At 69.3% G+C, this 26,650-nt stretch carries 21 protein-coding genes; 10 read left to right on the forward strand and 11 right to left on the reverse strand.

Annotated elements, in window-relative coordinates; translation table 11 throughout:
- Positions 1-5: 5 nt before the first annotated feature.
- Both ACSQ2B_RS23220 and ACSQ2B_RS23225 read right to left on the reverse strand, forming a co-directional pair.
- Positions 6-860 (reverse strand): hypothetical protein, encoded by an 855-nt coding sequence (locus tag ACSQ2B_RS23220; RefSeq protein WP_436053646.1) that lies wholly within the window; start codon positions 858-860, stop codon positions 6-8.
- An 84-nt stretch (positions 861-944) separates the two neighbouring features.
- Positions 945-1,391: a hypothetical protein gene (locus tag ACSQ2B_RS23225; RefSeq protein ID WP_436053647.1), complete on the reverse strand. Its 447-nt coding sequence runs from the start codon at positions 1,389-1,391 to the stop codon at positions 945-947.
- Between the two features lie 243 nt (positions 1,392-1,634).
- Between ACSQ2B_RS23225 and ACSQ2B_RS23230 the strand changes: the two genes are divergently transcribed.
- Together ACSQ2B_RS23230 and mmsB are read left to right on the forward strand one after the other, a co-directional pair.
- Positions 1,635-3,131, forward strand: coding sequence for a CoA-acylating methylmalonate-semialdehyde dehydrogenase (locus tag ACSQ2B_RS23230; protein WP_436053648.1), 1,497 nt, complete (start codon positions 1,635-1,637; stop codon positions 3,129-3,131).
- A 96-nt stretch (positions 3,132-3,227) separates the two neighbouring features.
- Positions 3,228-4,139 (forward strand): 3-hydroxyisobutyrate dehydrogenase, encoded by a 912-nt coding sequence (gene mmsB / locus ACSQ2B_RS23235; protein ID WP_436053761.1) that lies wholly within the window; start codon positions 3,228-3,230, stop codon positions 4,137-4,139.
- A gap of 3 nt (positions 4,140-4,142) precedes the next feature.
- Here mmsB and ACSQ2B_RS23240 read toward each other — a convergent pair whose 3' ends face one another.
- Positions 4,143-5,276, reverse strand: coding sequence for a zinc-binding dehydrogenase (locus ACSQ2B_RS23240; RefSeq protein WP_436053649.1), 1,134 nt, complete (start codon positions 5,274-5,276; stop codon positions 4,143-4,145).
- 99 nt (positions 5,277-5,375) lie between these two features.
- Between ACSQ2B_RS23240 and ACSQ2B_RS23245 the strand changes: the two genes are divergently transcribed.
- From ACSQ2B_RS23245 to ACSQ2B_RS23255, 3 genes are all read left to right on the forward strand, one after another.
- Positions 5,376-6,293: a response regulator gene (locus ACSQ2B_RS23245; RefSeq protein ID WP_436053650.1), complete on the forward strand. Its 918-nt coding sequence runs from the start codon at positions 5,376-5,378 to the stop codon at positions 6,291-6,293.
- Between the two features lie 132 nt (positions 6,294-6,425).
- Complete coding sequence (locus tag ACSQ2B_RS23250) at positions 6,426-6,923, forward strand: GAF domain-containing protein (RefSeq protein WP_436053651.1); 498 nt, start codon at positions 6,426-6,428, stop codon at positions 6,921-6,923.
- Between the two features lie 93 nt (positions 6,924-7,016).
- A complete protein-coding gene (locus ACSQ2B_RS23255; protein ID WP_436053653.1) occupies positions 7,017-7,709 on the forward strand; it encodes an SDR family NAD(P)-dependent oxidoreductase in 693 nt (230 codons plus the stop codon).
- A 16-nt stretch (positions 7,710-7,725) separates the two neighbouring features.
- Here the strand turns inward: ACSQ2B_RS23255 and ACSQ2B_RS23260 are convergent, their stop codons facing one another.
- Positions 7,726-9,078, reverse strand: coding sequence for a PQQ-dependent sugar dehydrogenase (locus tag ACSQ2B_RS23260; RefSeq protein ID WP_436053654.1), 1,353 nt, complete (start codon positions 9,076-9,078; stop codon positions 7,726-7,728).
- A gap of 111 nt (positions 9,079-9,189) precedes the next feature.
- Between ACSQ2B_RS23260 and uvrC the strand changes: the two genes are divergently transcribed.
- Positions 9,190-11,052: an excinuclease ABC subunit UvrC gene (gene uvrC, locus ACSQ2B_RS23265; RefSeq protein WP_436053656.1), complete on the forward strand. Its 1,863-nt coding sequence runs from the start codon at positions 9,190-9,192 to the stop codon at positions 11,050-11,052.
- Between the two features lie 69 nt (positions 11,053-11,121).
- On the opposite strand, the gene ACSQ2B_RS23270 is transcribed toward uvrC, so the two are convergent.
- The 4 genes from ACSQ2B_RS23270 to ACSQ2B_RS23285 all read right to left on the reverse strand — a co-directional run bounded on the left by ACSQ2B_RS23270 (position 11,122) and on the right by ACSQ2B_RS23285 (position 19,216).
- Positions 11,122-12,807: an FAD-dependent oxidoreductase gene (locus ACSQ2B_RS23270; protein WP_436053657.1), complete on the reverse strand. Its 1,686-nt coding sequence runs from the start codon at positions 12,805-12,807 to the stop codon at positions 11,122-11,124.
- A gap of 327 nt (positions 12,808-13,134) precedes the next feature.
- Positions 13,135-15,939: a family 16 glycosylhydrolase gene (locus tag ACSQ2B_RS23275; protein WP_436053658.1), complete on the reverse strand. Its 2,805-nt coding sequence runs from the start codon at positions 15,937-15,939 to the stop codon at positions 13,135-13,137.
- A gap of 334 nt (positions 15,940-16,273) precedes the next feature.
- Complete coding sequence (locus ACSQ2B_RS23280; RefSeq protein ID WP_436053659.1) at positions 16,274-16,999, reverse strand: EthD domain-containing protein; 726 nt, start codon at positions 16,997-16,999, stop codon at positions 16,274-16,276.
- Between the two features lie 24 nt (positions 17,000-17,023).
- The gene (locus ACSQ2B_RS23285) at positions 17,024-19,216 is read right to left on the reverse strand and encodes an acyl-CoA dehydrogenase family protein (protein ID WP_436053660.1); all 2,193 of its coding nucleotides are present in this window, start codon (positions 19,214-19,216) and stop codon (positions 17,024-17,026) included.
- 202 nt (positions 19,217-19,418) lie between these two features.
- Between ACSQ2B_RS23285 and ACSQ2B_RS23290 the strand changes: the two genes are divergently transcribed.
- The 3 genes from ACSQ2B_RS23290 to pgsA all read left to right on the forward strand — a co-directional run bounded on the left by ACSQ2B_RS23290 (position 19,419) and on the right by pgsA (position 24,115).
- The gene (locus ACSQ2B_RS23290; protein ID WP_436053661.1) at positions 19,419-21,092 is read left to right on the forward strand and encodes an MFS transporter; all 1,674 of its coding nucleotides are present in this window, start codon (positions 19,419-19,421) and stop codon (positions 21,090-21,092) included.
- Positions 21,093-21,380: 288 nt separating this feature from the next.
- Entirely contained in the window at positions 21,381-23,297 is a 1,917-nt protein-coding gene (locus tag ACSQ2B_RS23295; protein ID WP_436053662.1) for a transglycosylase domain-containing protein, read from the forward strand.
- Positions 23,298-23,494: 197 nt separating this feature from the next.
- The gene (gene pgsA, locus ACSQ2B_RS23300) at positions 23,495-24,115 is read left to right on the forward strand and encodes a CDP-diacylglycerol--glycerol-3-phosphate 3-phosphatidyltransferase (RefSeq protein ID WP_436053663.1); all 621 of its coding nucleotides are present in this window, start codon (positions 23,495-23,497) and stop codon (positions 24,113-24,115) included.
- A 69-nt stretch (positions 24,116-24,184) separates the two neighbouring features.
- Here the strand turns inward: pgsA and ACSQ2B_RS23305 are convergent, their stop codons facing one another.
- Positions 24,185-25,066: an SDR family NAD(P)-dependent oxidoreductase gene (locus tag ACSQ2B_RS23305; RefSeq protein WP_436053664.1), complete on the reverse strand. Its 882-nt coding sequence runs from the start codon at positions 25,064-25,066 to the stop codon at positions 24,185-24,187.
- 119 nt (positions 25,067-25,185) lie between these two features.
- Between ACSQ2B_RS23305 and ACSQ2B_RS23310 the strand changes: the two genes are divergently transcribed.
- Entirely contained in the window at positions 25,186-25,377 is a 192-nt protein-coding gene (locus tag ACSQ2B_RS23310; RefSeq protein ID WP_436053665.1) for a hypothetical protein, read from the forward strand.
- 6 nt (positions 25,378-25,383) lie between these two features.
- On the opposite strand, the gene bluB is transcribed toward ACSQ2B_RS23310, so the two are convergent.
- Both bluB and ACSQ2B_RS23320 read right to left on the reverse strand, forming a co-directional pair.
- A complete protein-coding gene (bluB, locus tag ACSQ2B_RS23315; protein ID WP_436053666.1) occupies positions 25,384-26,049 on the reverse strand; it encodes a 5,6-dimethylbenzimidazole synthase in 666 nt (221 codons plus the stop codon).
- Positions 26,046-26,579: an N-acetyltransferase family protein gene (locus ACSQ2B_RS23320; RefSeq protein WP_436053667.1), complete on the reverse strand. Its 534-nt coding sequence runs from the start codon at positions 26,577-26,579 to the stop codon at positions 26,046-26,048. The genes bluB and ACSQ2B_RS23320 overlap by 4 nt, the downstream gene beginning before the upstream one ends.
- Positions 26,580-26,650: the final 71 nt, after the last annotated feature.

The following is a 26,650-nucleotide window of genomic DNA, read 5'->3' on the forward strand; positions in this document are numbered from 1 at the left end:
AGCCCTTAGTGGCTGAGCTTGGCGGCCTGCACCTTCGCCAGCTCGTCCGGCCGATTGAGGCTGAAGCCGTCGCGGGTCACGGGCGTGAAGACCAGGCTCTCGCGCTGGCGGGCGAGGGGATCGGCGGGGCCGCCGGGCTCTGGCGCGAAGCGGAAGGGGATCAGCACTGGTCCGACCTTCCGGTAGTCGGTGACCTGCAGGGCCGCGGCGCGGCGGCCGGTGCGGTTGACGATGCGGGCGAGCAGCCGGCTCCTCTGGTCGAACCACAGTTCACGGGGCTCGCCGCCCCAGGGCTGGATGCGGACCACCTCATAGGCGCGACGTCCCAGGCGGCGCACGCCGACATAGTCGCCGCGCGCGTCGAACCGGCCGCGGAAGAAGTAGCCGTTGACCGCGAAGAAGGCTTCGGTGCGGGCCTTGGCGACAGTGGGATGGTCGTTCACCGCCGTCATCGCCCCGTTCGATCCGACCCGCCAGTCGGCCAGGCCGTTGAAGCCGTGGACGGCCAGCCCCTCGGCCTCGCGGGTCTCGGTGCGCAGGCCATAGCGCAGCGGGTCGATCCAGCTCTCATAGGCGAGGTCGCCCCGGCGGCCCGTCTCGCGCCATCCGCGCAGCAGGTACCAGCCCGAGCCGCCGGTGGCGGTGAAGGCTCGCGACAGCACGCGCTCGGCGGCGCGCGAATAGCCCTGGGCTTCGGCCGTCGAGGCGAGGCCGACGAGCAACAGGACGAGAAGATGCAGAATCGAGCGGCGGGTGCGCATGGAGCCGGCCAGGAAGCCGCCCAGCTTGTCGAGAATGGGGCGCGCCGCCCTTCGGCCGGACGGGATCGGCTTTGCGCCGCAAGCGTGGGGAGGGGTCATGGGCGCCGGGGCTGTCGCGGGAGGCCATCCGCAATGGCGCGAATTGGCGGGCGGTGCAACGGCGCGCCGGGCGACGCGGGGAACTCAGTCCGGAAACCGCGCCAGCAGATCGTGATTGGCCAGGGCCTGCGCCTGGATACGCACCCGCACCGGCTCAAGCGCCGCATAGCAGACGGCGGTCATACGGAAATCCCAGCCCTGGCGCACCAGCCAGCCGGCCTCGACCAGTTCGGCGAGCTTGCGCCGCGCCGTCTCCTTGGGAATGCCGACGGAGGCGGCGATCGAGCGGATGTTGGTGCCGAGGCTCGGCAGGACCGCCGGGTCGCCCGCCATGATCCGATCGTGTTCCAAGGTCTTGAAGTCAGGATGCTCGCTCATCCGCATACCCAGCACCAGCAGGATCAGGTATTTATCGACATCGCCGTCACAAACGTCCCGCGCAGCGGAAAGGACATTCAACAACGGTCGCAGCAAGTCGCTCGCGACGCTGGGGAAATGTTCTTGCAGGAAGAGGCCGCGTTGATTGGACAAATCTGGACAGTTCTCGAAAAAGTGGTTCGAGAGCGACCTTTCTATCTGAGGATGATCTGAGGCTGCGGAAATGGAGCCTGTCCGATTGCAAGGCGCTGTGCAACTCGCAAGAGAGTCGCAGCCCAAATTGGGCCGGGCTGTACGCTTGATGGTTGAGTTCATAATTCACAATGCAAAATTGCAAGGTACGAGCGGCATTATTGCAATAGCGGCCAGGCGGCCGGACTGGTAGCGGAGCAACCCATGCGAGACATCACACACTTCATCGACGGTCAGTCCGTCGCGGGGACCTCGGGCCGCTACGGCGAGGTCTTCAATCCAAACACCGGCGAAGTTCAGGCGCGGGTGGCTCTGGCCACCGTGGACGAGCTGAACACCGCCGTGCAGTCGTCGCTGCGGGCGCAGCAGAGCTGGCAGCTGGTCAACCCGCAGCGGCGTGCGCGCGTGATGTTCGACTTCAAGCGGCTGATCGAAGCCAATATGAACGAGCTGGCCGAGATGCTCTCGTCGGAGCACGGCAAGGTGATCGCCGATAGCAAGGGCGACATCCTGCGCGGCCTGGAAGTCGTCGAGTTCGCCTGCGGCATCCCGCATGCGCTGAAGGGCGAATATACCGAGGGCGCGGGCCCGGGCATCGACGTCTATTCGATGCGCCAGCCGCTGGGCGTCGTCGCCGGCATCACCCCGTTCAACTTCCCCGGCATGATCCCGATGTGGATGTTCGGGGTGGCGATCGCGGTCGGCAACACCTTCGTCCTGAAGCCGTCGGAGAAGGATCCCTCGGTGCCGGTTCGCCTCGCCGAGCTGTTCATGGAGGCCGGCGCGCCGAAGGGCGTGCTGAACGTCGTCCACGGCGACAAGCTGGCGGTCGACGCCATCCTCGACCATCCGGACATCAAGGCGGTCAGCTTCGTCGGCTCGTCCGACATCGCCCAGTACGTCTATTCGCGCGGCACGGCCGCCGGTAAGCGTGTCCAGGCGATGGGCGGGGCCAAGAACCACGGCATCGTCATGCCTGACGCCGACATGGCCCAGGCGACCCGCGACATCATGGGCGCGGCCTACGGCTCGGCCGGCGAACGCTGCATGGCGCTGCCGGTGGTCGTCCCTGTCGGCAAGAAGACCGCCGACGAGCTGCGCGAGCGGCTGCTGGCGGAAATTGAAACGTTGAAGGTGGGGATCTCCACCGACGCGGCCGCCCAGTACGGCCCGGTGGTCTCCGCGGTCCACAAGCAGAAGGTCAGCGATTACATCCAGCTGGGCGCCGACGAAGGCGCTGAGCTGGTGGTCGACGGCCGCGGCTTCCAGCTGCAGGGCTACGAGAAGGGCTACTTCCTCGGCCCGACGCTGTTCGACAACGTGAAGACCTCGATGCGCACCTACAAGGAAGAGATCTTCGGGCCCGTCCTGCAGATCGTCCGCGCCGAGAGCTTCGACGAGGCGGTCGCCCTGCCGAGCGAGCACCAGTATGGCAATGGCGTGGCGATCTTCACCAGCAACGGTCGCGCGGCGCGCGAGTTCGTAAGCCGCGTGCAGGTCGGCATGGTCGGCATCAATGTGCCGATCCCGGTGCCGGTGGCCTACCACTCCTTCGGCGGCTGGAAGCGCTCGGGCTTCGGCGACACCAACCAGTACGGCATGGAAGGCGTCCGCTTCTACACCAAGGTCAAGACCGTCACCGCCCGCTGGCCGGAAGGCGCGGTCGAGGACTCGGCCTTCGTCATCCCGACCATGAAGTAAGGGTCGAACCCTGAGGTGAGGCGGGCGGCCTTCGGGCGGCCCGCCGACGCTCCAACCAAGAACAAGACGGGAAACGCCCAGATGTCCTCCGATACGATCTCCCGCATCGCCTTCGTGGGGCTGGGCAACATGGGCGGCGGCATGGCCGCCAACCAGGCGAGGGCCGGCCGCCAGGTCCTGGCCTTCGACCTCTCCGACGCCGCGCTGGCCCGCGCCGCCGACGCCGGCTGCACGGCCGCCGGCTCGGTCGCCGAGGCGGTGAGCCAGGCCGACGTGGTCATCACCATGCTGCCGGCCGGTCCGCACGTGCGGAAGGTCTACGAGGAGCAGGTGCTGCCGAACGCCAAGGCCGGGACCATCATGGTCGACTGCTCGACCATCGACGTGGAGACGGCCCGCGCCGTCGCCGTCCAGGTCAAGGCGGCGGGTTACCGGTTCGCCGACGCCCCGGTGTCCGGCGGCACGGCGGCGGCCGAGGCCGGGACCCTGGCCTTCATGGTCGGCTGCGAGGAGGCCGATTTCCCGATCGTCGAGGCGATCCTCGAGCCGATGTCGCGCGCCACCCTGCGCGCCGGCGACCACGGCGCCGGCCAGGCCGCCAAGATCTGCAACAACATGGTGCTCGGCATCTCGATGCTGGCGGTCTGCGAGGCCGTCGCGCTCGCCGAAAAGCTCGGCCTCGATCCCGAGCGCTTCTTCGAGATCGCCTCGAAGTCCTCCGGCCAGTGCTGGAGCCTGACCAGCTACTATCCGTGGCCGGGGCCGGTGCCGGCGGCGCCCTCGAATCGCGGCTACGAGGGCGGCTTCGCCACCGCCATGATGCTGAAGGACCTGAAACTCGCCCAGGACGCCGCCGCCAAGGCCGGCGCGGCGACACCGATGGGCGCCCAGGCCGAGGGCCTCTACGCCCTGTTCGACCGGCTGGGCGCGGGCGGCAAGGACTTCTCCGCCATCCTGCAGCTGCTGCGCGGCCGCCTCGACGAGATCGGCCTCGCCGGCAAGGCCTGAACCCTATTTCGAGGGATTGAGCAGGAATTTCTCGCCGGTGGCCTTGCGGCTGATGGCGAGCAGGGTCTCACGCTGGAGCATCTCGGCGAGCGAGATCTCCCGCGTGTAGCGGCTGGCGAAGACGGTCTTCAGGCCGGCGAGCACGCGGGCGCGCAGGCGCTCGGCGGCCTGCGGTCCGATGCGCAGCAGCACCGGCGGCATCAGCCAGCCGCCCACGCCCCAGGTCAGGCCGAAGTTGCGGACCAGCTCGGTCGGCGACGGGTCCAGCGCCCCATAGATGTAGACCTGCTTCGGCTGGCCCGAGCCGTAGACGCTGTACTCGGTCATCTTCGCCGCCGCCACCGCCTCCATGGCGGCAAGGATCTGGCCGGCGGTCCGGCCGCCGCCGATGGCGTCGAAGGCCAGAGTCGCGCGGGTTTCGCCCAGGGCCTGGACGAGGTCCTCGAAAAAGCCGGGCGCGCTGGAACAGCAGACATGGCGGGCGCCCAGACTGCGCAGCAGCTCGGCCTGTTCGGGCTTGCGCACGATGTTCACCAGCGGGACGCCCTCCTCGAGGCAGATCCTCACCAGCATCTGGCCGAGGTTGGAGGCTGCGGCGGTATGGACCAGACCCGTGTGCCCCTCCAGCTTCATGGTCTCGACCATGGCCAGCGCCGTCAGCGGATTGACGAAGGCCGAGGCGCCCTCCGCGGCGGTCACGTCCTTCGGCAGCACCAGGCCGTCGGCGGCCCGGACCGTGCGGTACTGGGCGTACATGCCGCCCGCCAACACGGCGACGCGTTTGCCGAGAAGTGACCGGGCCGCATCCCCGGCCGCCACCACCTGGCCGGCGCCCTCGTTGCCCGCCGAAAGGGGGCGGTCGAGCCGGCCCGCCAGGGCCTTCACCGCCGCCGGCGAAAGCGGGATCGCCACGGTCGGACGCTCCGCCGAGCCCTCGAACCGGGCCGCGGCCAGGTCGGCTGGGCCCAGCAGGACGCCGAGGTCGGAGGGATTGATCGGGGTCGCCTCGACGCGGATCACCACCTCGTCGGCGCCCGGCGCGGCAACCGGAGCCTCGACCAGCTGCAACACCAGCTCGCCTGCCCGCGTCACGGTGGAGATCAGCTTCAGCCCATGGGCCGGCAGGTCGGAAGTCATCGCCGTCTCCGTTGGTCTCGTCCTTGGCGAGCATAAACCGCTTTTCAACCGGAAGCCCTTATCCCCGTAACCTCCTCCTCCGCGAAAGCGCCTGCCGAGATGAGCCGAAGCCTGCCCAGGACCACCCTGAGACCCGAGGACCTGACGTCCCTGAAGGTCCTCGTGGTGGACGACAACGCCAATGTTCTGCGGCTGATCACCGATGTGCTGCGCGCGGCCGGCGTGGGCCAGGTCGAGACCGCGCCCGACGGGATGAAGGCGCGCGACAAGATCGCCAGCTGGGATCCGCAGATCATCTTCAGCGACTGGAACATGCCGGTTATGGGTGGGCTCGAGCTGACCCGCTCGATCCGCCGCGCCGCGCTGACCGGCGACCGGCGCGTCCCCAATCCGCGGGTGCCGGTGGTGATCGTCACCGGCCAGCGCAGCGAGGCCGACGTGCAGATGGCCCGCAAGGCCGGGGTCAACGAATTCGTCATCAAGCCTTTCACGCCCGCGGGCCTGCTCTCGCGCCTCCAGCTGGTGCTGCTCAAGCCTCGGCCGTTCGTCGTCACCGAGGACTACATCGGTCCGGACCGCCGCCGGCGTGCGGAGCTGAGCTACGCGGGCCCGCTGCGCCGGGCCACCGACCCTGCCGAGGTGGTCGACGAGGTCGAGCGCGCGATGACCCGCGACACCATCAGCGTTGAGCTCGAAGCCCTTCGCATCCTGGTGGCCGCGCGCGGCGGCGTCGACCGCGAGACGCTGAAGATGACCTACCGGGTCATGCAGCACACCAGCTTCCGCGCGCGTCAGGTGCGCGACGCCATGGTGGCCCGCGCTTCGGCGCTCCTGATGGAGTACGTCGACGCCATGGGCGGCCACGAGCACTGCGAGCCCGAGGTGCTGCAGGTCCACTTCGACGGGATCAGCCAGCTGATCGCCGCCGAGCCCGGCGCCACGCGCGACGCCGAGGATCTCGTCTCCAACCTGGAGGCGGTCGTCCGCCAGAAGATCGCCCGCCGTCGGGCGGCCTAGGCGGCGAACGCCCCCTCCACCGCTTCGCGGCTCAGTTTCGAATCTCCTCCCCCTTGGGGGAGGGGGACCCCGAAGGGGTGGAGGGCCGGCCGCCGGCTTCGCGGCGAGGAGATTAGGCGCTAAACACCGCCCATGGCCGAAGCCTTCAACGACAAGGTCCTGACCGGCGCCAAGGCCGAGCGCTACGCCCAGGTCGCCGAGGAGATCGCCGCGGTGCTGGCGGGCGAGCCGAACCTGACGGCGCGGATGGCGACGGTCGCCTCGATGCTGGCGGCCACCTTCGAGCACTATTTCTGGACCGGCTTCTACGTCGTCGATCCCGACCGGCCGGGCGAGCTGGTGGTGGGGCCCTACCAGGGGACGCTGGGCTGCCTGCGGATCGCCTTCGGCCGGGGCGTCTGCGGGACGGCGGCGGAGACGCAGCGTGTCCAGCTGGTCGCCGACGTCCACGCCTTCCCCGGCCACATCGCCTGCGACAGCCGCTCGGCCAGCGAGATCGTCATTCCGGTGTTCGACGCGCAGGGCCGGCTGATCGCGGTGTTCGACGTGGACTCCGAGGCCCCCGCGGCCTTCGATGCGGTCGATCAGGCCGGCCTGGAGGCCATCCTCTCGCACGTCTTCGCGGCATAGGCTCCTTGCGCGAGCTCAGGCTGCGGGACAGCTCTTGCGCTTCCCCCTCCGGGCGGTCATGAGCGACGCCAGAGACAAGTCGATGAGGGCAGGATGACTGGACGGGTTTACGCGATCACGGGCGCGTTCGGGGTGCTGGGCGCCGCGGTGGCCAAGGCTGCGGCCGCGCAGGGCGCACGACTGGCGCTCATCGACTTCGCCAAACAGGCGCCCGCAGGGCTCCCTTCGGGCGAGGACGTCCTGGTGCTGGGCGGCGTCGACCTGACCGACCCGACGGCGGCCAAGGCCGCCGTCGACGCCGTCGTCGCCCGCTTCGGCGGCCTCGACGTCCTGATCAACGTCGCCGGCGGTTTCCGCTGGGAGATGCACGAGGGCGGCGATCCGGAGACCTGGAGCAAGCTGTTCCTGATGAACGTCCAGACCACCGCCAACGCGACGCGCGCGGCGGTGGGCCCGCTGAAGGCCTCGGCCTCGGGCCGGATCGTCAATGTCGGCGCCAACGGCGCGGTCAAGGCGGGCATGGGCATGGGCGCCTACGCCGCCTCCAAGGCCGGCGTGCACAAGCTGACGGAAGCCCTGGCCGAAGAGCTGAAGGCGACCGGGGTGACGGTCAACGCCGTCCTGCCGTCGATCCTCGACACGCCGGTCAACCGCGCCGACATGCCCGACGCCGACGTCTCGACCTGGGTGACGCCGGAGGATCTTTCGGCGGTGATCCTGTTCCTGGCCTCGGAAGAAGCGCGTGCGGTCACCGGCGCGCTGGTGCCGGTGACGGGTAAGGTCTGAACCAGCTCTCTCCGTGTCATCCCGGCTCTCCGCCTGGCGACGGCCGGGATGACGATGAAGGTTGCGGCGCCACCCGCCAGACCATCCCGCCCACGTCGTCAGCGACGAGCAGGCCTCCGCGCCGGTCTACGGCCACGCCCACCGGCCGGCCCTGGATCTGGTTCTTCTCGTTGAGGAATCCTGTGAGGAAGACCTGCGCCGGCTGGGTGGGGCGGCCGCCGGCGAAGGGCACGAAGACCACGCGATAGCCGTTCAGCGGCTGCCGGTTCCAGGAACCGTGCTGGCCGATGAAGGCCCCGCCGCGCCAGGGCGGCGGGAAGGCTTGCGCCGTGTAGAAGGCCAGCCCCAGGGAGGCGGTGTGCGGTCCCAAGGCATAGTCCGGGCTGATCGCCTTGGCGACCAGGTCGGGCCTGGGCGGCTTCACCCGGTCGTCGACATGGGAGCCGTAGTAGCTGTACGGCCAGCCGTAGAAGCCGCCGTCCTTCACCGACGTCATATAGTCCGGCGGCAGGTCGTTGCCGATCTCGTCGCGCTCGTTGACTGTGGTCCAGAGCGTCCCCGTCACGGGCTCCCAGGCCAGGCCGTTCGGGTTGCGCAGGCCCGAGGCGAACACCCTCGCACGGCCGCTCGCGGGATCGTACTCCCAGATGGCGGCGCGGCCCTGCTCGACCTCCATGCCCTTCTCGGCGACGTTGGAGTTGGAGCCGACGGTGATGAAGAGCTTCGAGCCGTCGGGGCTGGCTGCGAGGTTCTTGGTCCAGTGGTGGTTGATCGGCCCCCCCGGCAGGTCGAGCAGCGTCTCCGGCGGACCAGAGACTTCGGTCTGGCCGGGCCGGTAGGTGAAGCGCGCCAGGCTGTCGTCGTTGGCGACATAGAGCTTGTCGCCCACCAGGGTCATGCCGAACGGCCGCTTCAGGTTCTGGGCGAAGACCCAGCGGGCCTCGGCCCGGCCGTCGCCGTCGGCGTCGCGCAGCAGGACGATCTTGTTCGGGCTGGGGACCTGCGAGCCGACGCGCTTCATGATCAGGCCCTGGAGCCAGCCGCGCAGCCCCTTCGGGCCAGCGGGATTGGGCTCCGAGGCGGCCTCGGCGGCCAGCACGTCGCCGTTGGGCAGGACCAGTAGCCAGCGCGGATGCTCCAGCCCTTCGGCGAAGCGGGTGACCACGAAGCCCGGCGGCGCCTGCGGGGCCGCGTCCGCCGGCCAGCCCACCGCCTTCGGCGCACCGATGATCGGGATCAGCGACTTTTGCGGCGCGGCCAGCGGCGGGTCGGGTCCGAAGCCGACCAGCGGGTCCGACGATCCATGGGCGCAGGCGCAGAGCGCCAGGGCGGAGAGGACCGCGGCGAGACGGGCAGGGGGCAAGATCATGAGCGTCAGCTTCACAGATCGCGCATTCATCCACAGAACCCGTGAGCGGTCCGCCAGTTGCGACCGCGAGGCCCGTGCCGACCTGCGCGAAGCCGCCTATATGTGAGCCCCATGCTCGAAACGCCCGCCGCGCCTCTGAAGGGCGCCGCCCTGATCAAGGACGAGGTCAAGCGCCTGCCCGACGCGCCAGGCGTCTATCGCATGCTGGGCGAGGGCGCCGAGGTGCTCTACGTCGGCAAGGCGCGCTCGTTGAAGAAGCGGGTGCTGCAGTATGCGCAGGGGCGGTTCCACACCCAGCGCATCGCCCACATGGTGGACCTCACCCGGACGATGGAGTTCGTCACCACCCGGACCGAGACCGACGCCCTGCTGCTCGAGATCAATCTGATCAAGCAGCTGAAGCCGCGCTTCAACGTCCTGCTGCGCGACGACAAGAGCTTCCCCGAAATCGTCATCCGCCGCGACCATGAAGCGCCGCAGCTGCGCAAGCACCGCGGCGCCCACACCATCAAGGGCGACTATTTCGGCCCGTTCGCCTCTGCTTGGGCCGTCAACCGGACCCTCAACACGCTCCAGAAGGCCTTCCTGCTGCGGTCCTGTTCGGACAGCGTCTACGTCAGCCGCACCCGGCCCTGCATGCTGCACCAGATCCGCCGCTGCGCCGCGCCCTGCACCGGCCTGGTCAGCGTCGAGGACTATGGCGCCCTCGTGGACCAGGCCGAGGACTTCCTGCGCGGCAAGAGCCGGGCGGTGATGGCGCGGATGTCGAAGGAGATGCAGGAGGCCTCCGACGAGATGGAGTTCGAGCGCGCTGCGCGCCTGCGCGACCGGATCCGGGCGCTGGCCTCCATCGCCCAGGAGCAGCAGATCAATCCGGAGACGGTGGACGAGGCCGACGTCTTCGCCCTCTTCGCCGAGGGCGGCCAGGCCTGCGTCCAGGTCTTCTTCTTCCGCGCCGGCCAGAACTGGGGCAACCGCGCCTATTTCCCCCGGGTGGACCGGAGCGACGAGGACCTCGACGTGATGAGCGCCTTCCTCGGCCAGTTCTACGACGACAAGCCGATCCCCAAGCTGATCCTGGTCAATGTCGAGCCCTCGGAGAAGGAGCTGCTCAGCGAGGCCCTGGGGATCAAGGCCAACCGCAAGGTCGAGATCAACCGGCCGCAGCGGGGCGAGAAATGCCAGCTGGTCGAGCATGCCCTGACCAATGCGCGCGAAGCGCTCGGCCGAAAGATGGCGGAGAGCTCGGCCCAGTCGAAGCTGCTGGCCGGGGTCTGCGAAGCCTTTGGTCTTGAAGGCAATCCCGAGCGGATCGAGGTCTACGACAACAGCCACATCATGGGCACCAATGCGGTGGGCGGGATGATCGTCGCCGGCCCCGAGGGCTTCCAGAAGAGCCAGTACCGCAAGTTCAACATCCGCGGGGCGGAGCTCACCCCCGGCGACGACTACGGCATGATGCGCGAAGTGCTGCGCCGCCGCTTCGCCCGCCTGGTGAAGGACGAGGAGGAGGGCGGCGACGCCGTCCGCCCGGACCTAGTGCTGATCGACGGTGGCGCGGGTCAGCTGGCCGCCGCCATGGAGATCATGGCGGACCTCGGCGTCGACGACATCGCCGTGGTCGGCGTCGCCAAGGGCCCGGACCGCGACGCCGGCCTGGAGCGCTTCTTCATGCCGGGCAAGACGCCCTTCATGCTCGAGCCCAAGTCGCCGGTCCTCTACTACCTCCAGCGCCTGCGCGACGAAGCCCACCGCTTCGCCATCGGAACCCACCGCGCCAAACGCTCGGCGGAGATGAAGAAGAACCCCCTCGACGAGATCGACGGCGTCGGGCCGTCAAGGAAGCGGGCCTTGCTGCACGCGTTCGGGTCCGCGCGCGGGGTGAGCCGGGCGTCGGTGGACGACCTGGGCAAGGTCGAGGGCGTCAGCGAGGCGCTCGCGCAGCGGATCTACGACTTCTTCCGGAAGGGGTAGGTCAAGACCCGCCACCGGCCAGCTCGCCTCCGAGCTGGTCGGCAAAGGCGTCAGCGATCACCAAGCCGCTCAAAACGCGTTGTCGAGCCCGGCGGCATGCTTCGCGGCGATATAGCCGAACGTCATCGATGGCCCGACGCTGGCCCCCGCCCCCGGGTAGACTCCCCCCATGATCGAGGCTGTTGTCACGCCGCAGGCATAGAGCCCTTCGATCGGCGCGCCGTCCGCCGTCAGCACGCGGGCCTTGGTGTCGATCAGGACGCCGCCGTAGGTGGAGACGTCGCCAGGCACCATCTCCACGGCGTAGTAGGGCGCGTGGTCGATGCGTCCCAGGGACGGGTTCGGCCGATGGAAGGGGTCGCCCAGCCACTTGTCGTATTCGCGCGCGCCGCGACCGAAGTCCTCGTCCACGCCCTTGTCGACGAAGCTGTTCCAGCGACTGATGGTGGCGCGCAGAACGGCCGGATCGACAGCGATCTTGGTGGCCAGTTCCTCGATGGTCTCACCCTGCTTGAGATAGCCCGTTTCGGCCCAGCCCGGCGGCTTCTTGTGCTTGCCGACCCAGCCGCCCGACACCTGGTATTCCTCCGCGTAGGTCTGGTCGAAGATCGCCCAGCTCGGGACCGCGGGAACCGTCTCGTTGCGCTTCAGCATGGTCTCGCAGAACAGCTCGTAGGAGCCGCCCTCGTTCAGGTAGCGGACGCCGGTCTGGTCGACCAGGATCGCCCCGGGACGTCCGGTGAGGCTCTGTCCCGCCGGTTTGACATAGTCCGTTGCGAAGGTCGGCGAGCGGCTCGTCTGGTATCCGACCATCTGGTCCATCTGCGCCAGCACGCCGCCGATCCGCTCCAGCTCGACATGCAACTCGCCGGTGTCCCCCTCAGGCGTATTCGACCACTCGGAGCGGGTGCCCGGCATGTATTTGTCGCGCATCGCCTGGTTCTGGGCGAAGCCGCCGGCGTTCACCAGGACGCCCAGCCGCGCGCCCACCCGCCAGGGCTTGCCGTCCTTTTCAGCGACAACGCCCAGGACCTTGCCGCCTTCGACGATCAGTTCGCGCACAGGGGTTTCGATCCGGACGTCGACGCCGGCCTTGAGCGCGGCCTGCAACATGCGGCCTTGAAGCGCCGCGCCGGCGGTCACCCAATGCTTTCCAGTGATCTTTCCCATGACCACGTCGAAAGCGATCTTTGCGAAGATCTTTTGGATCTCCCAGCTTTTCTTCACGAAGGCCAGCTTCATGCCGTCATCGAGTCGCGCCGGAACCTCGAGGAAGCCCTTGCGAAGCTTCGCCTCCCATCCGCCGAGCTCACGCTTGTTGAAGGGCGCGGCCACGACGCAGCGGCTCGTCTTGCAGCCGCCCGGCAGCTCGTCATAGTAGTCGGGCCAGTAGGTCGAGCCGCGTTCCAGGGCTATTCCTTGATCGACCAGGAAGTCGATCATCTTCGGCGCCTCGGCGACATAGGCCAGCCGCCGATCCCGGCTGGTGCCGGGCGTTTCGGGACTGTCGCCGCATACCGCGTCCAGATAGGCGAGCGCCTTCTCCGCGCTCTCATCCTCGCCGGCGGCTTTCATGAAGCGGTTGTTGGGGATCCACATCACGCCGCCGGACTTGGCGGTGGTGCCGCCGACGAACTTCGTCTTTTCCAGTATGACCACCGACTTGCCAGCCTGGCGCATGACCAGCGCCGAGCTCATCGAGCCTGCGCCGCTGCCCACGACAACCCAGTCGAACATCTCGTCGAAACCGGCCATCTCCCCGCCTCTCTCTTTTCTTGTCCCCGCCAGCGCAGCCCCGATAGCCGCCGCCGGGCGAAGTGATCTTGTTCAGAACAGATCTTATGGCGCAGGGCGGCGCGAGCCGAAAGGCGCGGTCAGCGCGTCTCGCCCTGGGACCGGGTTCTAGGGCTGAGCGCAAGGCCGTGGTCCAGGGTCGTTCATCCGTAGAATGGGTGTCGCCCAGGTCGTCTCGCGGACGACCTGGGCGACTTTCAGGTTCTGCAAATCTAGGCGAGTTCTTCGCCCCTGACGCCAAGGCGCCCGGCTGGCGGCCTGGGCCGCGCAGCCGGGCGGTGCGGGGGTTCAGACGAAGACGAAGCCGCTGGTCGTCGCCGACAGGTGGCTGGAGGCCACGCCCAGGACGAGAATGTCGTCGCCGGAGGAGAGTTGGACCAGCGTGTCGGAGCCGCTGTCGACGAGGGTCGCCGTGTAGCCGGCGTTCAGCAGGCTGCTCAGGTCCAGTATGTCGGCGCCGTTGCCGAAGTCGGCGATGACGTCGTCTCCGTCCCCCTTGTTGAACAGGAAGACGTCGTTGCCGGTCCCGCCCGTGAGGTTGTCGTTTCCGACGCCGCCCAGGAGGGTGTCGACGCCGCCGCCGCCGATGAGGACGTCGGAGCCCCCGCGGCCTTCCAGCCGGTTGGCGGCGCCGTTGCCGGTGATGGCGTTGGCGAGGTCGTTGCCGTAGCCGTAGGAGGCGTAGGTGCCGGTAATGGTGAGGTTTTCGACGGTCACGCCGAGGCTGTAGTTCAGGTTGCTGGTGACCGTGTCGATCCCCTGGCCCGCGACTTCCACCACCACGTCCTGGTCCGAGCCCAGCACGTAGAAGTCATCGCCAAGCCCGCCGACCAGGCGATCGGCGCCGGCGCCGCCGTTCAGCGTGTCCGCGCCGTCGCCACCGGTGAGGGTGTTGGCTGCGCCGTTGCCGGTGAGGAGGTTGGCCAGCTCGTTGCCGGTTCCGGAGATGGCGCCGGAGCCGGTGAGGGTCAGGTTCTCGACGTTGGCGCCCAGCGTGAAGCTGATGCTGGCGTTGACAACGTCCAGGCCTTCGCCCGCTGCTTCGACGATGACGTCCGCGTCGGCGACAACGAAGGTGTCGTTCCCGGTCCCGCCGACGAGCTGGTCGGTCCCGAGGCCGCCGTTCAGGGTGTCATTCCCGGCGAGCCCGCTGAGGGTGTTCGCCCCGCCGTTGCCGGTGAGGTAGTTGCCGATCGCATTGCCCGTGCCGAAGATGTCGGCCGAGCCCGTCAGGGTGAGGTTCTCGAGGTTCGCTCCGAGGGTGTAGCTGTCGCCGACGACGACCGTGTCGACCCCGCTGCTGGCGTTCTCGACGACCGTGTCGGCGCCGGAGTTCAGCATGAAGGTGTCGTTGCCGGCGCCGCCGGCAAAGGTGTCCACCCCGCCGCCGCCGGTGAGGACGTTGGCGGCGCTGTTGCCGGTGATGACGTTGTTGAGCGAATTGCCGGTCCCGTTGATGGCGCTCGTGCCGGTGAGGGTCAGGTTCTCCACATAGTCGGTGAGGCTGTAGCTGAGGCTGGTCTTGACGGTGTCGACGCCCCCGTCGGCGGTCTCGACGACGGTGTCGGCGATCCCCACGGTAAAGACGTCGTTTCCGGCGCCGCCGGTCAGGATGTCAGAGCCGGCCGTGCCCGTCAGAGTGTCGTTCCCGGCGGTGCCCTGGGTCGGCGAGGCCAGCGGAGCGGCGTCCAGGCTGTAGGCGCGGATGTAGTCGACGGTCATGCCGGGCAGGGTGGTTCCCGGGGCGATGTCGCCGGCCCAGTTGCCGCCGACCGCATAGTTGACCAGCATGTACATCGGCTTCTTGGCTTCGGCCGGCGTGGCGATCTGGGCGACCTGGGTCCCGTCGACGTACCAGGTCAGGGTCTCCGCGGTCCAAAGCAGGCCGTAGGTGTGGAAGCCCTCGCCGAGACCGGCCACGAAGGTCTTGAAGGACGGGGCGGTCCAGTGCGCGCCGTCGGGACCGTAGTGCACGGTGTTGTGCACGGTGTTGGTCTCGCCGACGGCCTCCATGACGTCGAGTTCGGCGGTGAAGGTGCCGTCGGCCGGCAGCAGCCAGAAGGCCGGGAAGGCGCCCTTGGCGTCGGGCAGGTCGGCCCGCATCTCGAAGTAGCCGTACTGCTGGGCGAAGGTGCCCTTGGTCGTCAACAGCCCCGAGGTGTATTCGAGGTCCCACAGCTGCGACTTCAGCGCGTCCGGCGTCGGGGCCGCGGTGATGGTCAGCACCCCGTCATCAATCGAGAACGGATTGAGGCCGAGCGCGGTCGTCCCGGTTCCGGTGAACTGCGGGTCGACATAGACCTCCTGCTCGCTGGTGATGTTGTGGGCCGACATGGTGGTGTAGCGGTCCCAGGCGAAGCTGGTGGCCCAGATGCCGCCGCCGGCGCTCTTGTTCTGCAGCGACAGGGAGTCGAACTCTTCGGCGAAGGTGAGCTTCAGCTTCGACGGGTCGATCGACAGTTGGAAGTTCTGGGCGGTGAAGGCCGAGATCGTGGTGTTCTTGAACAGGATCAGGTCGCTCGGCGACAAGGTCAGCACCACGTCGGTCCCGGTCTGGGTCATCGCCCCGGTGACCTCGGAGAAGCTGTCGAAGCCGTAGCCGGTCAGACGCACGACATCGCTGTCGGTCGCGCCGGTGCGGAAGTTGTAGATGATGTCCTTCCCGGAGCCCTGTTCGAACAGGAAGGTGTCCTTCTTGCCGAAGCTGAGGATCACGTCGTCGCCGCCCATGGCGTCGAGGGTGACGTTGGCGGTCGCGGCCTTGACGATGTTGGCGCCGTTGTTGGCGACCCCGAAGACCGGCGTCCAGGTCGCGTCCATCGTCAGGTTTTCGATGTCGTTGCACAGGATCGTATCGACCGTGGAGATCACGGTGTCGACGCCGGCGCCGCCGGTGAATTTGTCCTTCAGGCTGTTGAGCCCGAGGGTGTCGTCGTAGCTTCCGCCGACGAGGACGTTGCCCTGGCCGTTGGCCATCAGACGCGTCGCCGTGTTGCCGGCGGTGATCGTCGCCGTTCCGTTGGCCCAGATGGTCGTCGTGTAAGCGCCGCTCTGAGACAGGAACGTGCCGCTGAAGTTCGTGTAGCCAGCCATGGTTGCGTCCTCGCTCTAAAACCGTGGCCTGTGTTTTGCTGCGATCACTCTTAACGGGTGAGCTATCCGGACAGCTAACAAGAGTTAACTTAGTAGCATCAACGAATAATTCCGCCCCCTTGTGCGCCCCTACTCTTTATAGAAACGCGTGTTTTTAGGTGTAGATTCGCGTCACTCTGCCGCACAGCTTTACATATTGTCGCAATTACGCGCCGACACCCTCCCGGGTGGCGCTTCATATCTTCAGAAGGGGGGCAATGCGATCAACCGTCGCAGTAGCGGCTCATGACGCCGCACGGCGATGGCGCAGGCCGCGGGTCTAGGACACTGCGGCTCAGGCCCGCGGCCAGCGATGTATGACGCTGGTCAGCACGGTGACGCTGCGGTCCAGGTCGCAGAATTCGGCGAGGTCCTGGGCGACGGGGGCGAAGGCGTCGTCGACGAAGGATCGTACGGCATCGTCAGGGGAGGCGAACCAGGTCTCGGCGACGCCGTCGAACGGATAGCCCGCCGGCGGTTCTTCGATGACCAGGTCGTGGACGTAGCGGGTCACCTTTCCCGTGGCGTCCGCGGCGCGGGCGGCGATCTCGGCGTGGCCCCCGTTCCAGCGCGCCTCGAAGGCCTCGGGCGAGGCCCCGGCCTTGCGCGCCAGGAAGCGGAAGACGGCGGCCAGAGTGGGGGATGGCCCGGGCGCTCCGCCATGCACCAGGGTTTCGCGGCAGCGGAACGAGAAGTCGGGGGTCTGGGCGCTGAACACCCGCCGCTCGTCCTCGTAGATCCGGGCCCGATCGTCCGGCGTCATGTCGCCGCCCAGGGACTCCGCCGAGGGGCTGGAGACGACCGCCACGCCGTCATAGTCGCGGCTGGCGCCCGGCGGATCGAAGCAAACGCCATCCAGCGTCGGGGCGAACTGCCGGCTGCAATAGAAGAGGCTGCTGATGCGGGCGCCCAGCACCGGAAACTGGCTGGCGAATACTGCATGAGCGCGCCAGGCCCGCGGCCAGTCCTCGGGACTGACCGCGGGATTGCGTTTCGCCAGGTAGATGAGCTTGAAGTCCATCACCGGGCTTGAGCGTCGCTCCGGCTAGGCGCGGCTGCGCGGGAGGCCCAGACGCCGCTCGGCCACCATGCTGCGCAGCACCTCGCTGGTGCCGCCGTAGACGGAGGTGGCGGTGGAGTGGCGGTAGCCCATCTCGATCATGCCCAGGCCTTCGCGCCCGCGGATCAGCGACTGCGGCGCCGCCAGGTCCAGCAGGTCGGCCGAGTCGACGATGAAGGCCTCGGTGGAGAAGACCTTCGAGGCCGGCCCGAACGCCTGGTCAGGCACGCCCGCCAGGCTCATGCCCAGGACCTTCGCCGAGAGCGCCTCGGCGATGTTGGCGTCGGCGAAGGCGCGGGCCAGGCGGGCGAGGATGCGGGGATCCTCGATCTTCTCGTTGCGGCGCGCCCAGTCGGTCGCCGCCTCGGCCATGTGGCGGATGTGCTTGTGGTAGTAGCCGCCGCTCTGCTCCTGGGACAGCGCCGAGGCCATCACCTTCACGCCGCCGTTCACCTCGCCGATGCGATAGCGGTCGGGGATGCGGACGTCGGTGTAGAAGGTGCCGTTCGTCCGCTCGTCCATGAAGGTGTAGACCGGGTGGATCTCCACGCCCGGCGCGTCGAGCGGCACCAGGAACATGGTCAGGCCCTTGTGCTTGGGCGCGTCCGGGTCGGTGCGGGTGAGCAGGAAGACGTAGCTGGCCCACTCGGCGCCCGAGGTGAACATCTTCTGGCCGTTGATGATCCAGTCGTCGCCGTCGCGCACCGCGCGGGTCTTGGCGGCGAACACGTCCGAGCCGCCGGACGGCTCGGTGTAGCCGAGGGCGGTGGTGATCTCGCCCGAGGCCATGCGCGGCAGGACCTCGGCCTTCAGCTCCGGCGTGCCGAACTTGAGGATGGCGGCGCCGACCAGGCCGGTCGTGCTGCGCGGCGGCGGGGTGTAGCCCACCTCCTGCCACACTGCGAGGCTGGCGCGGGTCGAGCCCCTGTCCGCGTCGCGGCCGCCCCACTCCTTCGGCCAGTCGGGGAACAGCAGGCCAGCTTTCCCAAGCGCCCTGTGGACGTCCCAATCGTGGGACTCGAAGGAGTGGTCGTGGAGCTTGTGCTTCTTGGGGTCGAGGATGCCCTCGAACAGGGCGCGGGTCTCGGCCGCCAGCTCCTCGCCGCCTTCGGGCGGGTCGAAGTCGACGTCGACCTGGCCCGGGTCCGGCGCGACCGCGGCCTCGCTGAGCAGCAGGCGGCGGCCGGCGCGGACCAGCTCGTCCTGGGGATCGCCCAGCACCAGCGGCCAGGCCTTGGCCCGGCGGTGATAGAGCTGGATGTCGTATTCGTTGGAGAGGCCGTAGCCGCCGAAGGTGTGCAGGGCGTGGGCCACGGAATTGGTGGCCGTGCGCGACGCCCACCAGAACAGCATCGAGACGTTGGCGGCGGCGTCAGGCTTCTTGTCGGCCAGCGACCGCAGCGTCCACCACAGCAGCATCTTGCCGCCGTCGGCGTCGATCACGTCGATGGCCAGCGGGTGGGACAGGCCCTGGTTGGCGCCGATCGGCTGGCCGAAGGCGACCCGCTCGCAGGCGTAGGCCGACGCCATGGTCAGCGCCTCCTGCGACAGGCCGATCAGGGCGGCGGCGGTGAGCACCTTCCACTCCTCGACCGCGGCGGTCCAGATGCGGGCCGCGTCGGCGTTGCTGGCGATCACCAGACGCTCGCCCTGGCCGGGCGTGAAGGCGCCGATCGCCGCGCCGCCGAGGGTCTCGGGCGCGCTCAGCGGCGCGGCCGGGACCTCGATCGCCACATCCTGCCCGTCGAAGGTCAGGATCCCTTGGGCGACCGCGCCGCCCGGGACCAGCTGGACCACGCCGGGCTTGGTCTGATGCAGGGCCAGCGTCAGCACCGTGTCGCCGCCGCGGACCTTCTCGATCCACGCGCGGGCCACCTCGCCGCCGAGTTCGCCCAGCGCCTTAAGCGCCACGACGGATTCGGCCAGCGGCGCGGGCGCCAGCCGGCGGCCGGCCTGCTCCATCATCAGGCAGGCGTCGAACAGGCTCATCTCGCCGCCGCCGGCCTCTGAGTTCAGGCGCAGGAATTGCGCCTCCAGGCCGAGCAGCTCCGTCCACAGCCCGGGATCGAAGCCCACCGGTTCGGCGGCGCGCACGCGCACCGAGGTCGACTCGGTCGCGAAGAACCGCTCGAACATTTCCTGCACCGGCAGGCTGTCATCGGGCATTCCGAGCTGCATGATTTTTCCTCCTGGGGACCGGACCCAAGCCTGGACCGGCTCCGTCTCTGCGCATTCTCCAAGACGTCGTACCCAAACGAGGCGCTCAAGCAAGGCCGAGGATCACGCCGGGGCGATCTCATCGCGACGGCGGCGCGTTTACGCGACCTGCGCTAAAGAGCTTGTAGGGATAGGCGACGCGCGAGCGGGAAGGGAAGAAGACATGGCGGAAGCGGCGGGCCAGTCCCAGTCGACACGCAGCTGGGGTCCGTTCGAGCCGCTCCGGGAACGATCGTTCGCCACCATCTGGTCGAGCAGCGTGCTGTCCAACTTCGGCCAGCTGATTCTGGGGGTGGGCGCGGCGTGGGAGATGACCCGGCTCGCCTCCTCGACGGAGATGGTGGCCCTGGTGCAGACGGCGCTGATGCTGCCGCTGATGCTGGTGGCGGTGCCGGCCGGGGCCGCGGCGGACATGTTCGACCGCCGCAAGGTCGCCCTGGCGGGCCTCGGCTTCGCCACCCTGTGCGCGGTGATCCTGACGACGCTATCGGTGCTGGGCCTCGCCACGCCCTGGGTGCTGCTCGCCTTCTGTTCGCTGATCGGGGCCGGCGTGGCGCTCTACGGCCCGGCCTGGCAGGCCTCGGTGCGCGAACAGGTGTCGGAAGAACACCTGCCGGCGGCGGTGGCGCTGGGGTCGATCAGCTACAATGTCGCCCGCAGTTTCGGCCCGGCGCTGGGCGGTCTAATTATCCTGGTCGCCGGGGCGAAGTCGGCCTTCGCCGTCAACGCCTTCTGCTACCTGCCGCTGTTCATCGCCTTCTTCTTCTGGCGGCGGAAGCCGGCGCCGTCGCGGCTGCCGCCGGAGCGCATGGACCGGGCGATCATCTCCGGCGTGCGCTACGCCATGCACTCGCCGCCGATCCGCACCGTCCTGGTGCGCTCGCTGGTCTTCGGCCTGCTGGGCGCGGCGATCGCCGCGCTCACCCCGATCGTCGCCCGGGATGCGCTGAAGGGCACCGCCGGCACCTACGGCCTGCTGCTGGGCGTCTATGGAACGGGCGCCGTCGCCGGGGCGATGCTGACGGGGCATGTGCGGGCGCGCCTCAAGGCCGAGCACGCGGTCAGCCTGTTCGCGGTCGTCACCGGTCTGATGACGGTGGTCATCGGGTTCAGCCACAACGTCCTCCTCACCGCCGCGGCGATGGCGGTGGCGGGCGCCTGCTGGATGCTGCTGGCCACCCTGCTGAACCTGGGCGTTCAGTTCTCCGCCCCGCGCTGGGTGACGGCGCGGGCGCTGTCGCTCTACCAGTCCGCCCTGACCGGCGGCTCGGCGTTCGGCGCCTGGATGTGGGGCTGGCTGGCCACCGAACACGGCGTCGGGCCGGCGCTGGTGATCGGCGGCGTCGCCCTGGTCGTCTCGCCGCTGCTGGGCCTGTTTCTGCCGATGCCGGACATGTCGACGGTCGCGGCCGAGCCGTTCGAGACCGGCCAGGAGCCGGAGGTCGCGATGGCGATCACCCTGAAGAGCGGCCCGGTGGTGATCGAGATGGACTATGAAGTCGATCCTGCCGACGCGCGGCCCTTCTACGACGCCATGCAGAAGCTGCAGCGGATGCGCAAGCGCAACGGCGCGTTCGACTGGTCGATCGCCCGCGACATCGGCGATCCGGCGATGTGGACCGAGCGCTACCTGTGCCCGACGTGGGGCGACTATCTGCGCCTGCGCAGCCGCTTCACCCATTCCGACCGCGCCCTGCAGGACGCCGCCAACAGCTTCCTCAAGCCCGGCAGCCGCCTGCGCGTGCGCCGCAAGCTGGAGCGCCCGTTCGGCTCCGTCCGCTGGCGCGCCGACACCCCTGACACCGGCGAGGAGCCGGTGGTGACGTTCACGCCGTGAGGCGCGGCGGGGCGCTGCCCTCATTTCTCCGTCTCGCTCACCACCGTCATTCCCGGCCTTGTGCCGGGAACCCATGCACACGGAGAGACGCAGGCCGTCCTGCGCCTTCGACGTTCATGGGTGGCCGGGACGGGGCCCGGCCATGACGGAAGGGGGGCTTAGTCCCCCGATGACGGGCGGGATTGGCTGTGTCGCTCCCTCCTGCAGCGACTCCTCAGCGCATTCCCGTTACGCGCGAGGCGCCCTAGTCTGGCGACGGGACGGCCGAGGAAGGGTCTTGAGTCGCTGATGGACGACGCTGGCGGGCCGCAGCCCTACGCCTATGGCTACGACGGCGTGGATCCCCACCTCCCCCACGACGAGCCGCCTGCGCGGCCACGGCGACCGCGGTTCTGGACCCTGCGTCGGATCCTCGGCGTCCTGACGATCCTGGCCGTGCTGTTCGGCCTGCTGGTCGCTTGGCTGAGCTGGAGCCTGCCGGTCTCGCGCGCCCTGGAGCCGCTGCCCACGCCCGCCCTGGTGCTGGTCAGCGCCGACGGCCATCCGTTCGCCCGCCGCGGCGCGGTCAAGGACCGGCCGGTGGATGTGGCGGCCCTGCCTCCACATGTGGCCCAGGCCTTCGTGGCCATCGAGGACCGCCGCTTCTACCGCCATTTCGGCGTCGACGTGCTCGGCGTCGGCCGCGCCCTTGTCACCAACATCAAGGAGCGCCGCATCGTCGAGGGCGGCAGCACGCTCACCCAGCAGCTCGCCAAGACGGCCTTCCTGAGCTCCGAGCGGACCTTCCGCCGCAAGGCCCAGGAGGTGGTCGTCGCCCTGTGGCTCGAGGCGCGGCTGACCAAGGCGGAGATCCTCTCGCGCTACCTCTCCAGCGTCTATTTCGGCGACGGGGTGTTCGGCCTGCGCGCCGCGGCCCAGCACTATTTCGCCAAGCCGCCCGAGCAGTTGACGGTGGGCGAGGCGGCGATGCTCGCGGGCCTGGTCAAGGCGCCCTCGGCGCTCAACCCCGTCGACCATCCGCAGGCGGCGGCGAAACGCCAGCGGGTGGTGCTGGGCGCCATGGTCGAGACCAAGGCGATCACCCAGGTCCAGGCCCAGCGCGCCCGGCGGGTGCGCATCCGCGCGACCGAGCCCTTGCCGGTGGGCGGCTACTTCGCCGACTGGGCCGCGCCCCAGGTCAAACAGGCGCTGGACGCCCAGTACGGTCGCATCGAGGTCCGCACCACCCTGGATTCCCGCCTGCAGCGCCGGGCCGAGCGCGCGGTGAGATCCTGGCTGGACGGGCCGGGCAAGCGGCAGGGCGCGACCCAGGCGGCGCTGGTCGCGCTGCGGCCGGACGGGGCGGTGGTGGCCATGGTCGGCGGCCGCGACTATGCCGTCAGCCAGTTCAATCGCGCGGTCCAGGCCAAGCGCCAGCCCGGCTCGGCCTTCAAGCTCTTCGTCTATCTGGCCGCCCTGCGCGACGGGGCCCGGCCGGACTCCCTGGTGTCCGAGGCGCCGATCACCGTCGGCGGCTGGACGCCGCGCAACTATGAGCGCACCTCCGGGGGGGATTTGACGCTGCGCGAGGCTTTCTCCGAGTCCAGCAACATCGCCGCCGTGCGGCTGGCGCAGACCTTGGGTCGCGACAAGATCGTCGAGGCCGCCCAGGACTTCGGCGTCACCAGCCCGCTGGTGAAGGACGCCACCCTGCCGCTGGGCACCTCGGAGATGACGCTGCTGGAGCTGACCTCTGCCTACGCCGCGGTCGCCGCGGGCGACGCGCCGGTGCGGCCCTACGCTCTGCTGGAGGGCCAGGACCGGCTGTCCGCGCCGCGCGCCCTGCCGCCCCAGGAGCGGGTGGAGCTGCTGGACCTGTTGGGTGCGACGGTCGAGGGCGGCACCGCCCGCGCGGCGCGCCTCGACCAGCCGGTGTTCGGCAAGACCGGCACCACCCAGGAGCACCGCGACGCGGTCTTCGTCGGCTTCACCGGCGACATCATCGTCGGCGTCTGGGTCGGCAACGACGACCATTCGCCGATGCGGGGCGTCACCGGCGGCGGCTTGCCGGCGCAGATCTGGCGCAGTTTCACGGTCAGCGCGCTCGACGCCGGCCTGGTCGAACGGGTGCGTCCGCCGCCGCCGCCGTCGCCCATGCCCGAGCCGGAAGAGCGCGGGATCGGCGGCTTCCTGCACCGCGCCTGGGAGAGCCTGTTCGGCGGGTGACGTCGGCGCTGAACGCCCCCTCCGTCGGCTTCGCCGACACCTCCCCCGCTGCGCGGTGGAGGATCTGGGCCGAAGATGCTCCACCGCTTGCGGGGGAGCTGTCGCGAAGCGACTGAGGGGGCGTTTGGGAGGCGCCGTTGCTTCAAAGGCTGCAGTTCGCGCGTTGACGCACCCGTCCATCTCGCCAAGGTGCGCCCATGAAAGCTCTGCCGAACATTCTCACCTCGATGCGCCTGGTGCTGGCGCTCTTCATGTTCGTGGCCCTCGCGGCCGCGGCCGGCGCCGTGCCCTATGTGGCCGAGCGGCTCGGGCCCGATCAGCAGTTCGCCCTGGAGCGCTGGGCGGTGATCGCCTTCGTGGTGGCGGCGGTGACCGACTTCTTCGACGGCTGGCTGGCGCGCAAGCTGGACGCGACCAGCGTCTGGGGCGCCATCCTCGATCCGATCGGCGACAAGGTGCTGGTCTGTGGCGCGGTGCTGGGCCTGCTGGCGCTGGGACCTCAGCCGATGGTGGTGCTGCCGGCCGGTCTGATCCTGTTCCGCGAGTTCACCGTCAGCGCCCTGCGCGAAGTCGGCGCCGGCAAGGGGATCAAGCTGCCCGTCACCCTGCTGGCCAAGTGGAAGACCACCCTCCAGCTCGTCGCCCTGGCGCTGGAGCTGTTCGTCTCCGCCTGGGCCGCCTTCGGCATGCCGGACGATCCGGCGCTGCAGGGTCCGGTGACCGGCGTCGCCCACGGCCTCTTCTGGCTGGCGGCCATCGTGACCCTCGTCACCGGCGCCCAGTACTGGGAGCAGACCCGCAAGGCGCTGCAGGGCTGAGGGGGCGAAAACGCCCCCTCCGTCTCGCGCTTCGCGCGTTCCGGCAGCTCGCGGCGGAGCCGGCGCGCCTTAGAGCCCCGCCTGGGCGATGAGCTTCTCGCTCTCCTCCCACAGCCGGTCGACATAGGCGTCGTCGAGGGCGACCGGATTGGGCGCGCGCGGCTTGCGTTCGAAGAAATAGCCGCCGCTGGTCTGGCCGCCCTCGTCCGAGGTGGCGAGCCAGACGAGGGTGTCCGCGCCCTGTTCGGCGGTCTTCCCCGTGAGCGTGCGCATGTGCGCCTGGGCGTGCGGGTCGGCGTGGGTGATGAAGTTGGACTCGACGAAGCCCGGGTGCATCGCATGGGCGACGATGCCGTCGTCCGCCAGCCGCTTCGCCAGGCCGCGGGCGAAGAGGACGTTGGCGAGCTTGCCGCGGCAGTAGGCGTAGCCGGGGTTGAAGTTTTCCAGCCCCTGCAGGTCGTTGAAGTCCAGGCCCGGGATCATCTCGCTCGCGTCGGACGAGGTGTTGAGGATGCGCACGCCGCCCTTCGGCGCGTCGGCCGCGGCGCGGCGCAGCAGGGGCAGCAGCCGTTCGGTGAGCAGGAAGGGGCCCAGGTGATTGCCGGCGAAATTCTCCTCGAAGCCTTCCGGGGTGATCACCTGCTGCTTGGTCATGCCGCCGGCGTTGTTGACCAGCACGTCGACGCGGTCGGTCAGGGCGGCGATCTCGCCGGCCACGCGCACGGCGTCGGCCATCCGCGAGAGGTCGGCGCGGAGCATGTCCACCTGGCTGCCGTTGGGGCCGCCGCTGGAGGCCGCCCGGATCTCCGCCTCGGCCGCGGCGCTCCGCTCCGGGTTGCGTCCGACGCCGATCACCCGCCAGCCCTGCGACGCCAGAGCCTTGGCGGTCTCCTTGCCAATGCCCGAGCTGGCGCCCGTCACCACCGCGACACGTTGGGTCTTCGCCGTCATCCTGGGGCTCCCGTTTTCAGCAAGCCTATAGCCCGCGAGGCGCGGCGTCGGCGCCTTTGTCGCCCCGGACTGGGGCGTCGCGTCCTGGCGTCTGCCCGGTCCAGGCCCTACATCAGCCGATGCAAACATTCAGAGCCTATATCCAGGACGCGGCCGGCGCGATCACCTGGGCCGCTTGGGTTGAAGCGGCGCATCGGGACGACGCGCAAGCCCAGGCCCAGGCCTTGCGGCCCGGCCAATCCCTGAGCCTAGACCTCTGGTCGGCCGCCGAGCGCAGGCTCTACGCCGCGAGCGAACTTGAGGCCGTCTGATCGGGCTCAGCGCCTGAGGATGAAGCTGTCGACGGACAGCCGGCGCTCCCAGCCTTCGCGCAACAGCTCGGGTTCCTCGGCGGCGGCGGCCGGGTATCCGAGACAGAAATAGCCGATCAGCGACCAGTCGGCCGGAACCTCCAGATCGCGTCGGACGGCGGCGGGATCGAGGATCGAAACCCAGCCCATGCCGATGTCCTCGGCCCGGGCGGCGAGCCACAGCTGGCAGATGGCGGCGACGGCCGAATAGCGGAGCATCTCCGGCATGGTCCGGCGACCGAGCCCGTGGCCGATCGGCGTCGCCTCGTCGACAAAGACCGCGAAATGGCAGGGCGCCTCCTGCAGGCCGGCGAGCTTCAGCTGGGCGTAGCGGGCGCGCCGCTCGCCGGAATAGGTCTCCAGCGCCTCGCGATTGGCCGTCCGGAAGTTGTCGATGACCGCCGCCCGCCGCGCCGGATCGTCGACGATCACGAACCGCCAGGGCTGGCTGAGACCGACCGAGGGGCCCAGGCAGGCCTCCTCGATCAGCCGCTGGAGGGTTCCCGGCGGCGGTGGATCGGTCCGGAAGCGGCGGACGTCCCTGCGCCAGACGAACAGCTGATGCAGCCGGGCCTGGAAGGCCGCGTCGAACGAGGGCGGTGCGGCGGCTTCGGACAGGTGCGGGTCGGTCACGCCTTTGGCCAGCCGTAGGCGACCTCGTTCAGCGCGCCGTGTTCGAGGGTGATCTCCCGCTGGCCCATAAGCTTGCCGCCGAGCTTCTCGCACAGCGACCGGGCGGGGATGTTCGAGCGCGGCGCCCAGCAGGTGAAGCCCACCAGGCCTCGGCCGGCGAGATCGCCCATCATCGCAGACATCAGGCCTGCGCCCAGGCCGCGTCTCTGGTCGGTCTTGAGCACATAGACCGCGGTGAACTCGCCCGCGTAGCCCGCCGCCGCGAGAGCCTGGTCGCGCTGCTCGCCGCAGGAGCCGAAGGCGACGAACTTGCCGTCCCGCTCGGCCACATAGGCCGTCGACAGGTCTCCGGTCTCGCCGGAAAGCTTGCGCCGCCAGACCGCTTCGCGCGCGTCGGCCGTCAAGGCGTCCAGCATCTGTCCGGACATCAGGCCGGCGTAGGTCTCCCGCCACGTGGCCTCGTGCACCTGGGCCAGCGCCTCAGCGTCGGCCGCCGTCGCCCGGCGGATAGAATAGTCCGTCTGTTCCAAGAGCGAGCCTCGTTTCCGTCCCTATTTTCATCAGCCTAACACACAGCGGCGAGATCGAGTCCAAGTGCGGC

The sequence above is a fragment of the Phenylobacterium sp. LjRoot225 genome (assembly GCF_964252855.1).
Lineage (GTDB): Bacteria > Pseudomonadota > Alphaproteobacteria > Caulobacterales > Caulobacteraceae > Phenylobacterium.

Bases quoted from the DNA above. Each gene is read 5' to 3' on its own strand.
- ACSQ2B_RS23220 (WP_436053646.1), bottom strand. From the start codon at position 860: ATGACCCCTCCCCACGCTTGCGGCGCAAAGCCGATCCCGTCCGGCCGA.
- ACSQ2B_RS23230 (WP_436053648.1), top strand. From the start codon at position 1,635: ATGCGAGACATCACACACTTCATCGACGGTCAGTCCGTCGCGGGGACC.
- ACSQ2B_RS23240 (WP_436053649.1), bottom strand. From the start codon at position 5,276: ATGACTTCCGACCTGCCGGCCCATGGGCTGAAGCTGATCTCCACCGTG.
- ACSQ2B_RS23245 (WP_436053650.1), top strand. From the start codon at position 5,376: ATGAGCCGAAGCCTGCCCAGGACCACCCTGAGACCCGAGGACCTGACG.
- ACSQ2B_RS23250 (WP_436053651.1), top strand. From the start codon at position 6,426: ATGGCCGAAGCCTTCAACGACAAGGTCCTGACCGGCGCCAAGGCCGAG.
- ACSQ2B_RS23255 (WP_436053653.1), top strand. From the start codon at position 7,017: ATGACTGGACGGGTTTACGCGATCACGGGCGCGTTCGGGGTGCTGGGC.
- ACSQ2B_RS23260 (WP_436053654.1), bottom strand. From the start codon at position 9,078: ATGATCTTGCCCCCTGCCCGTCTCGCCGCGGTCCTCTCCGCCCTGGCG.
- uvrC (WP_436053656.1), top strand. From the start codon at position 9,190: ATGCTCGAAACGCCCGCCGCGCCTCTGAAGGGCGCCGCCCTGATCAAG.
- ACSQ2B_RS23270 (WP_436053657.1), bottom strand. From the start codon at position 12,807: ATGGCCGGTTTCGACGAGATGTTCGACTGGGTTGTCGTGGGCAGCGGC.
- ACSQ2B_RS23275 (WP_436053658.1), bottom strand. From the start codon at position 15,939: ATGGCTGGCTACACGAACTTCAGCGGCACGTTCCTGTCTCAGAGCGGC.
- ACSQ2B_RS23280 (WP_436053659.1), bottom strand. From the start codon at position 16,999: ATGGACTTCAAGCTCATCTACCTGGCGAAACGCAATCCCGCGGTCAGT.
- ACSQ2B_RS23285 (WP_436053660.1), bottom strand. From the start codon at position 19,216: ATGCAGCTCGGAATGCCCGATGACAGCCTGCCGGTGCAGGAAATGTTC.
- ACSQ2B_RS23290 (WP_436053661.1), top strand. From the start codon at position 19,419: ATGGCGGAAGCGGCGGGCCAGTCCCAGTCGACACGCAGCTGGGGTCCG.
- ACSQ2B_RS23295 (WP_436053662.1), top strand. From the start codon at position 21,381: ATGGACGACGCTGGCGGGCCGCAGCCCTACGCCTATGGCTACGACGGC.
- pgsA (WP_436053663.1), top strand. From the start codon at position 23,495: ATGAAAGCTCTGCCGAACATTCTCACCTCGATGCGCCTGGTGCTGGCG.
- ACSQ2B_RS23305 (WP_436053664.1), bottom strand. From the start codon at position 25,066: ATGACGGCGAAGACCCAACGTGTCGCGGTGGTGACGGGCGCCAGCTCG.
- ACSQ2B_RS23310 (WP_436053665.1), top strand. From the start codon at position 25,186: ATGCAAACATTCAGAGCCTATATCCAGGACGCGGCCGGCGCGATCACC.